9 protein-coding genes are annotated in these 15,749 nt (G+C 46.1%); 2 read left to right on the top strand and 7 right to left on the bottom strand.

The features are described 5' to 3' along the window. The first annotated feature begins 9 nt into the window (after positions 1-9). On the top strand, positions 10-1,167 hold the full coding sequence (locus B7992_RS06495; RefSeq protein ID WP_141100391.1) for a restriction endonuclease subunit S: 1,158 nt from the start codon (positions 10-12) through the stop codon (positions 1,165-1,167). A 466-nt stretch (positions 1,168-1,633) separates the two neighbouring features. On the opposite strand, the gene B7992_RS17115 is transcribed toward B7992_RS06495, so the two are convergent. The 4 genes from B7992_RS17115 to B7992_RS06475 all read right to left on the bottom strand — a co-directional run bounded on the left by B7992_RS17115 (position 1,634) and on the right by B7992_RS06475 (position 9,317). Then, complete coding sequence (locus B7992_RS17115) at positions 1,634-3,076, bottom strand: YecA family protein (RefSeq protein ID WP_176421866.1); 1,443 nt, start codon at positions 3,074-3,076, stop codon at positions 1,634-1,636. 6 nt (positions 3,077-3,082) lie between these two features. Beyond that, positions 3,083-5,308 carry a S8 family peptidase gene (locus B7992_RS06485; RefSeq protein ID WP_088665838.1) on the bottom strand — a complete coding sequence of 742 codons (2,226 nt, stop codon included), beginning with the start codon at positions 5,306-5,308 and terminating at the stop codon, positions 3,083-3,085. Next, positions 5,308-6,348: an ATP-binding protein gene (locus tag B7992_RS06480; protein WP_088665837.1), complete on the bottom strand. Its 1,041-nt coding sequence runs from the start codon at positions 6,346-6,348 to the stop codon at positions 5,308-5,310. The genes B7992_RS06485 and B7992_RS06480 overlap by 1 nt, the downstream gene beginning before the upstream one ends. A gap of 119 nt (positions 6,349-6,467) precedes the next feature. Further along, entirely contained in the window at positions 6,468-9,317 is a 2,850-nt protein-coding gene (locus B7992_RS06475) for a T9SS type A sorting domain-containing protein (protein ID WP_217897577.1), read from the bottom strand. A 220-nt stretch (positions 9,318-9,537) separates the two neighbouring features. Here B7992_RS06475 and B7992_RS06470 point away from each other — a divergent pair, with 220 nt between their 5' ends. Next, the gene (locus B7992_RS06470) at positions 9,538-12,381 is read left to right on the top strand and encodes a carbohydrate-binding protein (RefSeq protein ID WP_141100390.1); all 2,844 of its coding nucleotides are present in this window, start codon (positions 9,538-9,540) and stop codon (positions 12,379-12,381) included. A gap of 7 nt (positions 12,382-12,388) precedes the next feature. On the opposite strand, the gene B7992_RS06465 is transcribed toward B7992_RS06470, so the two are convergent. Genes B7992_RS06465 through bioA form a run of 3 tightly spaced genes read right to left on the bottom strand, consistent with a single transcriptional unit; the run spans position 12,389 to position 15,748 of the window. Further along, complete coding sequence (locus B7992_RS06465) at positions 12,389-13,567, bottom strand: MFS transporter (protein ID WP_088665836.1); 1,179 nt, start codon at positions 13,565-13,567, stop codon at positions 12,389-12,391. Positions 13,568-13,609: 42 nt separating this feature from the next. Continuing rightward, positions 13,610-14,389, bottom strand: a complete 780-nt coding sequence (locus B7992_RS06460; protein ID WP_088665835.1) for a 6-carboxyhexanoate--CoA ligase — start codon at positions 14,387-14,389, stop codon at positions 13,610-13,612. 6 nt (positions 14,390-14,395) lie between these two features. Further along, the gene (gene bioA / locus B7992_RS06455; protein WP_088665834.1) at positions 14,396-15,748 is read right to left on the bottom strand and encodes an adenosylmethionine--8-amino-7-oxononanoate transaminase; all 1,353 of its coding nucleotides are present in this window, start codon (positions 15,746-15,748) and stop codon (positions 14,396-14,398) included. Position 15,749 lies beyond the last annotated feature (1 nt).

Here is a 15,749-nt window from a genome sequence, read left to right as displayed (position 1 = left end):
CGAAGTGTAGTGAAGAATCTAGAACACGGATTAAACATGGAAATGACGAAATACAGACTCGGTGATATTGCAAAAATATTTGATGGACCTCATGCAACTCCTAGGAAAACAGAGTCTGGCCCAATTTACTTAGGGGTTGACGCCATTACGGAAGATTGCAAAATCAATCCAAGTGAATTCGCATATTTGTCCGAGAACGATTATAAGATATGGACGAAGAGGGTTGTGCCTCAACATAAAGATATCGTCTTTTCTTACGAGGCAACTTTGGGAAGATATGCCATTATTCCTGAAGATTTCTATGGATGCCTAGGTCGTAGGCTAGGCTTAGTCCGAATTATTGATGATAGGGTTGATTATAAATGGCTTTACTATTTTTTTCAATCGCCTCAGTGGACTAATTTTATAAAAAGTCATACAATTAAAGGGAGTACCGTTAATAGAATTTCTGTTGACGAAATGCCTAGTTATGAAATTCCTTGTGTGGCTATGTCTGAACAAAAGAAAATCGCTGCAGCCCTCTCCGCACTTGACGACAAAATCGCCCTGAACAAAAAGATGAACCAGAAACTCGAAGCCATGGCAAAACGCCTATACGACTACTGGTTCGTACAATTCGACTTCCCCGACGAAAACGGCCGCCCCTACAAAACCTCCGGCGGCCCCATGACCCACAACCCCACCCTCAACCGCGAAATCCCCGAAGGTTGGATAGTTGTTGACATAAATAATCTTTGTGATGTTGTCGATTGTCTCCATAGTAAGAAGCCCGATTATTGCTTTGAAAATGAAGATTCGTACTTACTTGCATTGGAAAATATTACCAAGGAAGGATATATAGATCTTTCTGAGAAGTATTATATTTCAAATCAAGATTTTAAAGAATGGACAAGTCGCATTTGCGTTAAAGAAAATGATTTCTTATTTACCAATGCAGGGCGCGCTGGAGATATGGGCATGGTCCCCGAAGGCGTGTCGTGCGCAATAGGTAGAAATATTACAGCAGTTCGCCCCAAAAATGTAAATCCATGGTATTTAAGATGTTTCTTCAAAAGCCTGTATATGCAAGAACAAATTTTGAATAATCTTGATCAGGGTTCGTTCTTTATGAGTTTTAACGTTCGCTCTATAAAAAAGCTTCAGGTCCTAATTCCGTCAAAAAAATGATGGACAAATTTACTGCAGCTATTGAACCTCAACTTAAACAAATTGAAAAAAATAACAGCGAGAATTCTCGCCTTACCACCCTCCGCGGCAAACTCCTCCCGCTCCTAATGAACGGCCAAGTTACAGTTGCATAGTTTATTCTATGAGATTATAGACAAGGACCTTCCCATGAAATCTGTTTATCCTATCGCAGTATATTTTGATCTTGAGAATATCGACTCCAAGCTTAATCTGAGAACTTGATTCTTTCGCAGGAAACTTTTGAAAGCCTATATAAAAAATCTCCTGATGTGAGCCATTATGTGTTCATAATTTCTGATACTGACCTGCCGTTGTCATGCACAAATTGCACAAGTATGGCAAAAAGGTGATAATTTATTTTTTGAATGTTTGTTGCGAAGACAGGATAAAAACTCAGTATGTGCAAAATTTGCACATACTGCTTCAGATGACGGAAATTTTATGATTAATTTACCCCGCAACATTTCTTATATTTTTTTCCTGAGCCACAGGGGCATGGATCATTTCGTCCTATTTTTTTAGGAAAAAAAGGAAATTCATATGAAGAAAAACGTTGTAGCTTACGTTTCTTATAATCTTCATTTTCTTCATACTCATTGACATATTGTTTGGCGAGATTCCACATTTCAGGATCATTATTTTGCAAATCAACAGGAATGTAAATTAAATCTTCGCAGCCTTGTTTGTCAAAGGGAGGGTTTGTTGCCAAGCCGATAACTGGTTTATTGTCTTGATGTGTATATCGTTCTATTAAACATATTCGCATCAATGCTTCTATTCGTCTTCCTTGATATTCTTCGAAGGACTCATCTTTTTTTATTGAAGGAGATGTAAAAACGAAATGGATTTTTTGAAAGACTTCAGAGGGCATTCTTCTTGTGTAATCGAATCTTTTTTGGTGCCAATAATCAACAATTACTTGTGACATGCATCTTCTGCTAAGCCGACATTCCCCTGCTAAAGCTCTCAATGCTAATTCAGAGTTGTTCAGTCCTTCGGGTGAACTATCTACTAATGATTTGTTGCGTATGCAGTGGGAAAATTTGTTTATTATTGTATCAATCATATTGTATTGATCATCTAACTTTTTGCCTTGCACATATCCGTAGTCATTATATAGAGATTGCCACTCTTTAGAAGGAACATTAACTTGATTTTTTTTGATTGTATATAGATGCTCTTGAGTTTTTTCGTTGAAATTTTTAAAGAAATTCGCAAGAAGGTCTAATTCGGAGTCTGCTCTAATTTGAATCCCTTTGTTTATAATATTTTCCTTGTATTCTAGATATTTTGTAAAATCATCTATTGTGTCTAATTTATCTAGTATAGCTTCAAAAGAAAATTCATCAAATATGTGAACATACTTTCCTTCTTCTCCCATTTTACCCAGCCAGAATGGTTTGGATGTTGGAGGGTTTATACTTGTATCAAAACCAATGAAAGGAATACCTGAACGATATTTTGAACAAATATCGGCATTTGAGTGACAAACGGCAATTCGAATAATTTTTGTTTTTTCTGTGATTTTAAATGATACTGGCTCGCTACAAGCCTTATCTTTGAAAACTCTTTCTGGGTAATTTTTTAGCCACCGTTCTGCTCCCATAAGTTGTTTTATTGAGCCTGTAATACTTCTGTTAACCCATCGTCGCCATATAATTGAAATATCTTCCGCCTCTGGAAACTTGCAGTCTTTGTCCGAAAAAAGAATTATGTAGTCTCCAAAGATTACAAGTAGGTCAACAATTTCTTTACCATCAGAAACGGAACATCCTCTTTTATCTTGATCACGAAAAACATTTGGATGCGTCCATAAGGGCAAAAAGGACTTTTTTGCCAGTGCTATAAGTTTTCGTTCGGATTCATTGAAGCCTTCTTTATCTTCCATGAACATTTACTCCCACACGATATCTTCTTCAGCTTTGTTGCGGACTTCAACAAGATTTTCAATATTTACGTGATTCACAAGCCAACCGCGCATTAAACACCGTTGTTTGAATTCGTCAAGTCGGTTTTGACCATAAATTTCTTTTAAAGTGACTACTATACCGAAATGCAAATTTGCACCATCTTGTGGATTTAGCCTATTTTTTGTCTTCAAGCTGACGCCCCATAAGCCGTCATCACCGTATGCATCGTGCGGCCGGAGAGAACCAAAGCCTTTTTCCGCAACATATTTGACATTATCCCACTTACGATAATCCGCACGCACGCTTTCTTCTGAAAGATCTTTGTATATAGCAGGATCATCAACATCTTGGGCATTGCCATTGATGGATTTGATGTTTTTTTCCTTCATTCTCCCAAATTGCATGCTGATTTCCGTATTTGTATAATCAACTCCTTGGTTTCTATCACATTTAGGGAAATAGCATAAAGTTGCTCTAGCAGCAAAAGGATGCATTGAATTTGCTACAGGAACAGGAATGTTGTAATTGTATGTGTCGAATTTTTCAGAAACGCCCATCAAAATAAATCGAATCTCATCATCTTTACTTTGAACAATGTCATTGATTTTAATTGGTATAATTCCGAAACCAATTTCCTCGGAGGGATTTTCCTTTTTCATCCAGCCTGCCGCAGAGTCTATCAATAAGGCCTTGGCTACTTCTCTTTTTAATCCAAGTATATGGATGAGATAAGCAAGTTTACGAGAAATCCATGGCGCGGCAAATGATGTTCCATAAACGCCATTTTCTCCTTCCGGTCCATAAGCGATAAGTCGTTGTTTGTAATCGCCTCCATAATAACTAAAATCCGGCTTGTTAAAGAAGGATAGTACAGGACCGCATCTTGTATAAGATGATGGTTTTTTATCTAAGTTTACGGAATTGACAACAATGGAATTTATTGAGTCTGCAGGAGCACCTATTCGTTTAGGCCCATTTTTATCAGAAGTTTGCTTATTAGTTCCTGCAATAACAAATGTCACGTCATATTCTGATTGTATTTTGTCAAGAACGGCGGCTTCTGGAGAGATATAGTCCTCCAATACCTCCTGAATCGTACCTAATGAAAGGTTCCATACTTTTATTTGTCTATTCTCGCTAACAATATCACGAATGGTTTTCAGAATGGTGAATGTACTTCCCTTATTTTCTCCCATTACGCCAAAATGTTTTACTCGAAAATGACCGCAACCGTCGTCTAGTTTGGGATTGAGAGACGGCCCATCAACGATTATGGATGAAACTTGTGTTCCATGTTCAAAATCCTTTCGCGATATAGGAATAACTGGTGAAAATCTATTTTCAAATTCAACCCAATTGGAAAAATAAACATTTGTGTCGAATAGGGTGTCTATAACACCAATGACAGGCTCGTTTTGAGGAAGTTTTATGGTTCTCTTTTTTTTCTCTTCTGTAATAAAATCGTTCTTGGTGAATTTCGCCAAGTCTGATACAGCCATCGCTATAAGATATGGTGCATTGTTATTTATTTTTTGAATATCACTTGGATTTAAAAGTAAAGTTGTTCCGTCAAGAATCTGATCTTCCGTTATGTTGATCTTTATTTTTTTCAGAAGATCAATAGTATCCTCGTTGGTTTGGTAAAGAGAGATGATTGTTCTGTCTTTTACATCAACAGGAACTCTTCTAATTGCAAATTTTTCAATATAGTAACAATCAACAATGCTAGAGACGAAACGAGATCTGGCAATGTCTTTAAAATTAATTTTTTGAGTGTTTATCTCCTCTACATGTTGCTTAAAGATTTCTCCATCGTATTGTTCAGAGACGATTTCTTCACATTTTTTGAGTGTATCGATAGCATGGTCAATTGAGTTTCTTGCAAAGCAATAAGTAATAATGTGTTTTTTGGGACTATTAGGGGAGAAGCGTGCACCGACAATACAATCGCTGCAATCTTTTTCAAAAAGACTTTGTACTCGATTACTTTTGGCTATAACTCTATCATAATGAACATCAATTAAAATATTTTGAATAAGAGTATTGTCCTTCCAAAAAGCCTTAACATCTTTCAATTGGAAAATCAAATCGTTAATATGTGATGCAAGGACTCCGTGCACAGCCGCTTTGCTTGGGAGTTGTCTGATAGGGGTTCCTTGTGGTCGAGATTTTTGTTCAAATCGGCCTTTCAAAAGGAGAACATCATTCATTATTTATCTCCTTGCAAAGCTCTGGCAACTTGACTTTTTGATACGCCAGAAAGTATCTCGATTTCACGGACAGTGAAGCCTTGTTCCTGTAATTGCTGCAGGTCGCTTGGAATATGACCGATGAATTTTTCGTACAGGCGTCTAAGATAATCGCACTCAACATTAGCATCGCTAAATGCGACCGCAGTTTTGATGATGTTTTTGAGTTCTCCTGGATTGGGCAGACATCCATTCTTGCCGATAATCTTGAAGAAAAGCCTTGTATTTCGTCCAGCAATTTTAAACTTGGTCAGGAAATTGTTCAGAATAGATTCCGCAATTTCTTGCAAATCGTCCTGGGAGTATCTATTGAAATCAACAATGGAATCGAAACGGCGGGAAAGCGCCTTGTCAAAATGCCTGAAAAGGTTCGTCGTGGCGATAATGGTAATCTGTTCGTTGAGGTTGTCAAATCCCTTGAGGATTGCCGACGTGGCACGGCCCATTTCGCGAAGGTCCTGGGAACTGGTTCTGTCAAGGGCTATGGCATCGATTTCGTCGAACAGAACAAGAATTTTTTCAGGGTGCACAAAATGATTCAGCTCGTCGAACAGTGCTGCGATGTTCTTTTGCGTTTGCCCGAGTTTGCTGTCGATGATGGTGTCGAAATCTACGCAGAACAGGTCGCGTTCCAAAATACGGGCAATTTGCCGTACGGATTCGGTCTTGCCTGTTCCAGGTGCGCCTTGGAATAGGAACTTGTTGATTCCCATGTTTCGCTGGATAGCGTTGATGATTCCAAGGATGTCTTTTTCTATTGGCGTTGGGAGCGGCAGCGAATCGCGCGAGGATGTCATTTTGTGGAAAAATGTCATCTGATCTTCGTGCATTTGCGGCACAAAGGCGTTTGCACTGGACATGAGAGCCATGATGTATTCCGAAAGCTGGAAATCGCCGTTTGCGTCGAAATCCCGGGCAATTTCGTATGCTTCCTCACGGAATGCGGGATCGTTTTTCTCGGCGTAATATCGAATTAGATTGATGACATTTTTCTTTTTCATGGACTTGACCTACCTTGTTGCCCAATATAAATAATTATGGGACAAAAGTCAAGCATTTTGGGACAGAATGTTTGCTGTTATTGCGTCTCGGGTTTTACAATGTACATCGCTACACTTGTCTATCTCACCTGCACTTGCATGCTTCTATTGACTCGGGAGCCATTGTTGGAAAGGCCGCGGATATTCACTAGGTAGGAGCCTCTGCTATAGTCATTCAGGTTCACAATGGCGGAGCCGTTTACGGAAACGATGGACTTGGAAGTCATTAGGTGTTTGCCGCTCAAATCCGTCACGCTGATAGAAACATTGCGGGGCAATCCGTAAAGATGGACGATGTTGTTCTGGACGGCGACATGGAATGCTTTTTGTTTCAATGCGGCAACGGATGTGACATCGCCATTGTCATCGGGTTCTTCTGTTTCGGTAATTACACCGGGTTCCGGATCCTGTGCGGATACTGCAGCCAATTTCTGGGTAACGCCGATCTTGCGGGAATAGGTATCGCCGGCATTGTCCTTCAGGGTAAAGGTGATGTAGCCAACGCCTGCAAAAGTGTCGTTCAATTTCACTGTCATCTTGGAGCCGCTTACAGTTGCTGTGACACCGCTTGGAATATTGCTCAAGGTATAAGTTCCGCCGTCATAGCCTTTGGTGTATTGGGACAAATCAATTGTCTGGGTTTCGCCTTTTTCGAAGGTGAAGTTTGCGCGGGCAAGCCATTCCAGGTAGCGTTCCAGTTCCGTCCAGCCATCGCCGAGACGATCCTTGTTGGCGTCGCTGAAGTCGCCCTTTGCCGAAGCGGCATTCAGACCGTACATATTTTCCCACCAGTCCGGAAGGCCGTCTGCATCGGAGTCGAAATCATCTGCCATGCTTACGCTAGGATAATTTTCCAGGCCGCCCACGTCGCTTTCGCGGTCGGGAATGCCGGGCTTCTTGCCGACGGAACCGGTGTACTTGTAAGTGCCGGTCTTGACTTCGTTAATCATGCGGGCGTCGTGATCGTCAATGACGGTGCGGTTCAGACCCACATCGCTTAGAACGTCCTTGTAGGCAGCCTTTGCTCTCTGAATGGTAGCATAAGATTCGAAGTATGGCTTGTTGACGAATACAGTCCAGTTCAGCACCTGCTTATCGTACTTCTGGTATTCGCGACCGCAGTTGTCGTTAGTGCCATCGCAGGTGAAGGAGCCGTTCGCCGCCTGCAGCACATTGTTATGGTAGTAGTATTCCTGGGTTCCGCCGCCGGTGCCTTCCAGCTGGGCGCGGAGTGTGTAGCCATGCAATGTGGTGGCTGCCCCTTCCTTATAGTAATTGCCTACGAAGTTCACGTTATGTGCGCCGCCATCGGTAACGCGGTCAATCCAGTTGTAAACCACATTGTTGAAAATGTCCAGCTTGCCTGCGTAATTGCCGTTGGCATCCAGGCCGCCGCCCATGCTCCAGTTGCGGCCATCATTATGAGCCAGCAGGTTGTGATGGAAACTGCCGACGTCGCCCCCGATGGTTGCGGCGTACCCGTGGGCCGTTCCTGCAGGATAATTGGGGTGGCCTGCAATATTCAGCGCTTCTGAAATGAGGGTGCGCTGCAGGGTGATGTTTTTTGCCCCGCGGCTGCTGAAGCCTTCGTCTGTAGTCCAACTGATGGAGGAGTGATCAATAATGGTGTGGTTTGATCCTGTAATTCCCATGCCATCAAGACCGCGGTTCTGTTCTTCGGTAGTGCTTGCAAAACCGCGGCGTACACGCATAAAGCGGACAACGCAATCGTTACCGGTAATACCGAAGGGAGCGCCTGTAATGGTGATGCCCTTGCCGGGTGCTGTCTGGCCAGCTACAGTCACATAATTGCTGCTCAGTACGAGACGTGATTTTAGATTGATGACGCCACCCACCTTGAAAACGATAGTGCGGGGGCCGATATCGTTGGTAACAGCTTCGCGAAAGGAGCCTACGCCGGAATCACTCAGGTTGGTAACATAGACGATTTTTCCGCCGCGGCCGCCCACTGCATTGCGCCCATAACCTTCAGCACCTTCAAAAGCCAAACGCCCGATGCGGAATTTCCAGACATCGCCCTTGGTGATGGTGCCGTTGGCATCCACTTCGTCAACGCGCCAGAAATAGGAGTTTAGAGGATTCGTTCCAGTGACCTTGAATGTTGTTTCGGTTTGTTCGCCTTTGTATTCTGCGCTCTTTGAAGTTGCTGCAAGTACTGCGGCAGAATCGGTACCGAAATAAACCTGATGTTTCTTTGCGGAAACTGCTGCCGTCCAGGACAAGGTCAAGTCCCCATTATTGTGGGCGGCATGATCGTTTAAATCAGCAGGAATCGGGCCGGAAGATTGTGTTGCGGAATTGGGAACATTCAAGGCGAATCCGTTAAGAGTCACGTTGCGAAATGTTGCGCTGGATGTGCTGGGAACGAACTTGATGGTGGCGCTGCCTGCAAAAGTTACCTCAAAGGAAACGTAGGCTGTTGCAGCGTTCTCTGTGGTGAGGGCTCGATTGGATGGCTTGACGGTTATCTTTTTTGTCCCGTTGACGTAGACATCAATATTGCTGTAGTTAAAGGCTTCGGGCGCGTCCACATTGTTCAAGTAGGCGAGAAGGCTGTGAGTTCCTGCAGAAAGTCCAGAGAAAGTAAGGCTGATTTCTCCGCCGGAATTTCCGCCATCTACGGTGACGCCATCTCCAACCAACTTTGCGTAATAGGGCGACTGGATAGAAGCCTTGTACCAGTTTGTTTTTAGAGCAGTTCCCGCACTGCCCTTGTTTATGGTAATCTTGACTCCACTTAAAGTCGTGTCTTTGGAGATCGCCCCGGTAACTACCCAGGGGATGTAATTGCTCTCAGTGACTTCGGAACTATTTCGACCACTCTGGTCAAAATCTACCTTGATAGTAGGTGTTGCTGCAATGGCGGAAGCGGTTCCTGCCGCAATCACGAATTTACCCAATCCAAACATTTTGCACTCCCAAAAATCCATTTCATTTGGAATTTTCTTCAAAAATATTTTCGGTCACTGCAAAATCGTATCCCTAATAAAATCAAAGAGTTGTCTATAGACTACGCGTTGTCGCTGGACAACAGAAAAATTTTGTTGAGGTGTACATGTGCGGTAATACCGAGTATCTTTAGGTTTGGGAAATCCCGGAAAATGGTGTTTGGGTTCCCAAGGGATGTTTATGAAAAGGTTTATGGTGTGTGCAGGCCTTACGCTTGTAATGGGTTTTGGTGTTGCAAACGCAACTCGTCAAATGGAAAATCTGGATCGCGGCCTGGTGGCTGTGAAGACTAGCGGGGGAGTTTACCTCAGTTGGCGCGTTTTGGGTACCGACGGCAACACCACTGGTTTTAACCTCTATCGTGATGGCGCAAAAATCGCAAGCTTCGATGGAAAAGCCGCCAGCAATTATACGGATGCTCAAGGTACAAGCGCTAGTAAGTATTATGTACGCCCAGTTGTGAACGGCGTTGAAAAATCTGCAGACAAGACTGTCTCTGTGTGGGGTTCCCAGCAGCTGGTTGTTAATCTGGATCGCCCCGCGGGTGGTTCCGATTATACTTACAGCCCTAACGATATCGCCGTAGGTGATGTAGATGGCGATGGCGAATATGAACTGATTTTGAAGTGGGATCCTAGCAATTCCAAGGACAATTCCCAGAAGGGAAAGACCGGCAACGTGTTTGTGGATTGCTATAAGTTCAATGGCAAAAAACTTTGGCGCATTGACCTAGGCGTAAATATTCGCGCAGGCGCTCACTATACCCAGATTCTGGTGGGCGACTACGATAGCGATGGCAAGGCTGAAGTGGTCATGAAAACAGCCCCTGGCACAAAGGATGGTTCCGGCAAGTACATTAGCAAGGGCGCTGCCGCCAGCGAAACAAACCACACTAAGGATTACCGCAATTCCAACGGCTACATTCTGGGCGGTAATGAATATTTGACTTTGTTCAATGGCGAGACCGGTGTGGAATTGGCTACGGTCAATTACAATCCCGCTCGCGGAACAGTTTCCAGCTGGGGCGATTCCTACGGCAACCGCGTAGACCGTTTTCTCGCTACCAACGCTTATTTGGACGGCCAGAAACCCAGCATGGTTTTCCAGCGTGGTTACTACACCCGTATGGCAATTGCCGCTTACGACTGGGACGGAAAAACTTTGAGCCAGCGTTGGTATTACAATGCCGCTACCAAGGGCAGCGAATGTTACGGCATGGGCAATCACAATCTTTCTGCAGGTGATGTGGATGGTGATGGCTTTGATGAAATCATCGAAGGTGCCTGCGCCATCGATCATAACGGAAAGTTCATGTACCGTACCGGCAAGGGTCATGGCGACGCCATGCACTTGGGCGACTTGGATCCGGATCACGAAGGCCTTGAAGTATGGGAAGTTCACGAAGAAAAGCCCTACGGATACGACCTGCACGACGCCCGCACCGGAGCAATCCTGTGGAGTTCCAACAGCGATGCTGATAATGGCCGTGGCCTCGCCGCCGACGTAGACAGCACTAGCCGCGGTTATGAAATGTGGAGTACTGCCGATGGCAACGTATATTCCGCAAAAGGTAAAGTTCTGGGAAGTCGCTACTCCGTCAATTTCCGCATCTATTGGGATGGCGACCTTCAGGATGAACTTTTGGATGGAAACAAGATTAGTAAGTGGAATTATTCCAGCAAGAAGTTTGGTGACTTGGTGACTTTGGAAGGCAATAGCTGCAATTCCACTAAGGCAACTCCCAACTTCAGCGGAGACCTTTTCGGTGACTGGCGTGAAGAAGTCATCCTTCACGATGGCGCTTCCAAGCTCTACGTTTATACCACGACAATTCCTACCACACATCGCCTTTATACTCTTGCCCATGACCCGATCTATCGCTTGGGAATGAGCTGGCAGAATACCGCCTACAACCAGCCGCCTCATCTCGGTTTCTGGCTGGGTGCTGGTGCCGACAAGGCTCCTACTCCGGACATTATGCTGGTGGGTGGCGAAGCTGGTCCTAGAATTCCTGCCATCCAGAAACAGGGTGCAGGCTCTAGTTTCCAGACCATTATGCTGGGCGACGCCATTACGGAATACGCCTTCGGTTACAGCAACTGCGATGGTCTTACCATCACGGGGTTGCCTGATGGTGTGACTGCAAAGCTGGATGCCACAAACTCCCGTTATGTCATTAGCGGTACTCCTACAAAAGCAGGTGTTTACGAAATCAACATTGTTACCAAGGGTGGTTCCGATGAAGTGGAACCCGCCACACGCACAGCAAGCATTACGGTTCTTGCAGAAGCAAAGATTGAAAATTCCGCAGTGAGCGTTTTGTCCAGCATAGAGGCAGGTGTCCCCACTGATGGCGTTGGCGTTTGCGAAACAACTAACGGTGGCTTTGTTGGTGACTGCTACTTCAATTTCGACAACATTGTTACCAGCTATGGCATCTGGAATTTGTATTCTCCCTCTGCCCAGGAAGGTGTCACTCTGGTTCTCCGCTATGCCCACGGCAAGACGGATACCCGCAAGATGGAACTGTTCGTCAATGATGAAAGCTATGGTGTCGCCACATTCCCGCCTACCGCAGATTGGACAACCTGGGATTCCGTGGCAATCAAGATTTCACTGAATAAGGGCGTGAATGTTCTGAAGTTGCAATCTGTTTCAGAACAGGGCGGCCCCAATATTGACCAGCTTGAATTTGACATGAAGGGCATTGTGCTTGCAACTGACGAATCCATCGTGGATGAGGATCCCTCTGAAGATTCTTCCGGTGAAAAATCCGACGATTCTTCTGATGATTCGGAAGACCCGCAGGTGATTGCAAACTCCCTGCACCTACAAAATGCAGGAATGGCTCAAGTTCAAGTATTTGATCTGCAAGGGCACCGCGTAGCGTCTTTCAATGCAGAATATGCTGGTGAAGTTCTAAATGCCAAACCTCATATGAGTGGACTTCCTAATGGAATCTATTTCCTGCAGGCAAAAGTGAATCATCAAGTTTTGCGAATGAAAATGATTCACAATAAATAGGCACGAATTATTTTCTGCAGTAACTAATCAACGTCGTCCCAAAAGACAGTGCGGTAAGCAATAGGCCTGCCAGCACTGTTCCGTTCCAGCCCCAGAGTGTCCAGAAGGTTCCTGCCAGGAATGTTCCGAGGGAACCGCCAATGAAATAGATGGTCATGAAGATGGTGTTCATGCGGCTGGTGGCTTCGGGGCAAAGTTTCATCACGGAACTTTGGTTGCCCAGCTGGATAAACTGCATGCCGATATCGATGAGGATAATGCCTACGACGATGGCGGCGTAACTGGAATTTCCGAAGTAGAAGGTTGCCCATGCGGCTGCCATCAAAAGGCTTCCGGCGTTGCAGAATTTTTCTACACCATAACGCTTGATGTACTTGCCGATGCGAGAGGCTGTTAATGCACCGGCGATACCGCAAAGTCCCAGAAGTCCAACAGCTTTACTGTCCTGGAAGAACGGCGCTTGCTTCATTCGGAAAGCGAGACATGCCCATAGCGCAAGAAAAGACCCGAAAGCGAATCCGGAGCGGATGCTGAAAATTCTTGCCTGAGGGAATCGGAGGAAAAGTTCCCCGATGGATTTCAGCATGGTGAAAAATGTGCCGCGATAGGTGGTGGGTACGTTGGGCAATGCCTTGAATACGATGGCGGTAGATATTAGCATCATGGCGGCTGCAATCAGGAACATGCTGCGCCATCCGAACCATTCCCCAATAAGACCGCTGAACACGCGGGAGGCAAGAATTCCTGTGAGGAGTCCGCTCAACACCATTCCAGTTTTCAGTTCCTTTTCGTCGGGTTTCGAAAACAGCGAAACCATGGGAATAAAAATCTGCGGCGTCACGGAGCAGATGCCTGTAACAAAGGAGCCTGCCAGAAGCATTCCTTCGTTCTTGGAAAAGTAAATGGTAATGAGGGCGAAAATCAGCAGGGAAAAATTCGCCAGTACAATGCGGCGGCGGTCAATCATATCGCCCAGCGGTACAATGAAAAGCAGGCCTAATGCGTAACCCACCTGTGTTAGCACCGGCATGAGATTTACATGGAATTCCGAAAGACCCATGTCCATGCGGATCATGTTCAGCAGGGGCTGGCAATAATAAATGTTTGCCACAGAAATGCCCGCCATAATGGCAAGCATCAAAGTCAAGGAGCGGGGAATTCCTGCATGTGCTTTCAGTTCGTACATTGTGCGACTTGGTACTGGTTCGCTGCGGGTCTGAGCGATTCGTTACGGACACCGCACCAGCACTTTTTTCTTTTGTAAGAAGTCAATGCATTCTTCGGCGGAGGCCTTGCTGGAGTCGAAAAGGAAAATGCGGCCGCCATCGGGGCTGCCCATTTCCTTTAGCTTCATGATTCGTACATAGCCCAGTTCCTTGCTGGCTACATAACCGGTAACGTATTCCGGGTCGTCGCTGATGCAAAGTTCTGCAACCATGCCGGGGGCGTTTGCCACCTTTGTTGCAAGAACAATGGCTTCGTTAAAATGATTCTTATTGGTGGAAGCGGTTCCGCAGGGCTCCCGGTCGTCAACAGCGTTAGTCTGCAGTGCATCCATGTAGGTGGCGCGAACCCCACGTTCCTTGTTGGGTTCCAGACGTTCACCGGTGCGGATGTCGTACAGCATGGCTCCACGCATGGAATAAGTAGCACGGAGAAGTTCCGGCAACTTTTCGCGGACGCCTGCAGCGGCTTCTCCCACAAGCTCAAACGCCTTATCAAGGCCTTCCTGCCAAGTGTCCACGTCCACGCGGGTGACGGGCAGCGCATCCAAAATCTGGATGTCTTCTTCGGCAACCTTTTCGATCTTGATGTTAATCTTGTCTGGATCACCTTTAGAATGAGTCATGGCGCGGCGTACCATAGCCTGGCAAACGTATTCTACAGCATCTCGAGAAACGATGCGTTCTGCACCGGAAATATGTTGCTCGCGAATATTGCGGCTGCCGTCTGCACCAGTTTCTTCCACATCCTGGGAAGCGCGCATTTTCAAGCTGTAGTAATCCATAAATCTTTACTCGTGGAATTCGTCGTCGCAGACGGGGCCAGGTTCGCACTGACCGATCATCTTGATGGCTTCGCATATGCGGTCCACTTCGGATTCGCTGGTAATGAGGGGCGGCATGGTGTAAACGTAATTGCAGAAGGGACGGAGCCACACCCCAGTTTCCTTGATGACGCGGAGGATGTCGTCGCTGGTGGGAATAGCCTTCAGTTCCAAACAACCGATGGCTCCGAGAACGCGAACGTCTGCGGCGTTTTCCAGATTGCGAAGCGGTTCCAAATTGGCGCGGAGTCGCTTTTCGATGGCGGCTACGCGGGATGCGTAATCACGATTTTCAAACAAGTCCAGGGAGGCAATTGCTGCGGCGCAGGCCAGCGGGTTTGCCATATAGGTGGGGCCGTGCATGAATGCGGAAATCTTGCTGTTGGTAATGACGTCGGCCACCATTTCAGAAGCGACACATGCGGCCATGGTCATGTGACCGCCCGTAAGTGCCTTGCCGATAGTCATGATATCCGGCAGCACGTCTGCGGCGCAATCTTTGCCCGCGGCACCCGGGGTACCCCAGGCGTGTTCCATGCCCCAGCGGGGGCCGGTACGGTAAAAGCCTGCGGCGATTTCATCAAAAATCAGCAGAATGCCTTTTTCGTCGCAAAGCTTGCGCAGTCTCTTCAGGTAGCCTGCGTTATAAAGCCACATGCCGTTTCCGCCCTGGAAAACAGGTTCGCAGATAATGGCTGCAATTTCACCTTCGTGTTCCGCAACCACCTGCTCCATAGAGGCGAAGTCGCGGTCGTCCCATGGTTCGTCGGCGCGGCAGTTAGGGCGTTCCGCAAAATAATGCTGAGGCATGATACCGCGGAAAAGAGTATGCATTCCATCGGGATCGCTTAAGGCCATGGCTCCTGCGGTGTCGCCGTGATAGCCTCCCTTCAACGCCACCAGCTTGCATTTTTCAGGATGGCCCTTGGCGAACTGGTACTGCACTGCCATCTTGGCGGCGCACTCCACAGAAATGCTTCCGGAGTCGGCGTAGAAAATCTTGTTCAGGCCCTTGGGCAAAAACTTCACCAGACGTTCGCCCAGTTCGATGGCTGGCTCGTGGGTGAAACCGCCAAACATCACATGGCACATCTTTTCGCTTTGCTTGCGAATGGCTTCAACAATTTCGAGGCAGTTGTGACCGTGGGCTACACACCACCAGCTAGAAACGGCGTCAATCAGTTTTAAGCCGTCAGCGGTTTCGATGGTGGTTCCCTGTGCGGAACGTGCCAAAAATCTGGCCGGCGTGTTGCGTAATGCTGCATAAGGATGCCACAAGTGACCCGCATCAAATTCAAGAAGTTCGCTGGCGTTTTTCATA

Source organism: Fibrobacter sp. UWH1, from assembly GCF_002210365.1.
Lineage (GTDB): Bacteria > Fibrobacterota > Fibrobacteria > Fibrobacterales > Fibrobacteraceae > Fibrobacter.
Note: the sequence above shows the minus strand (reverse complement) of the source record. Positions and strands in the feature narration are given on the sequence as shown.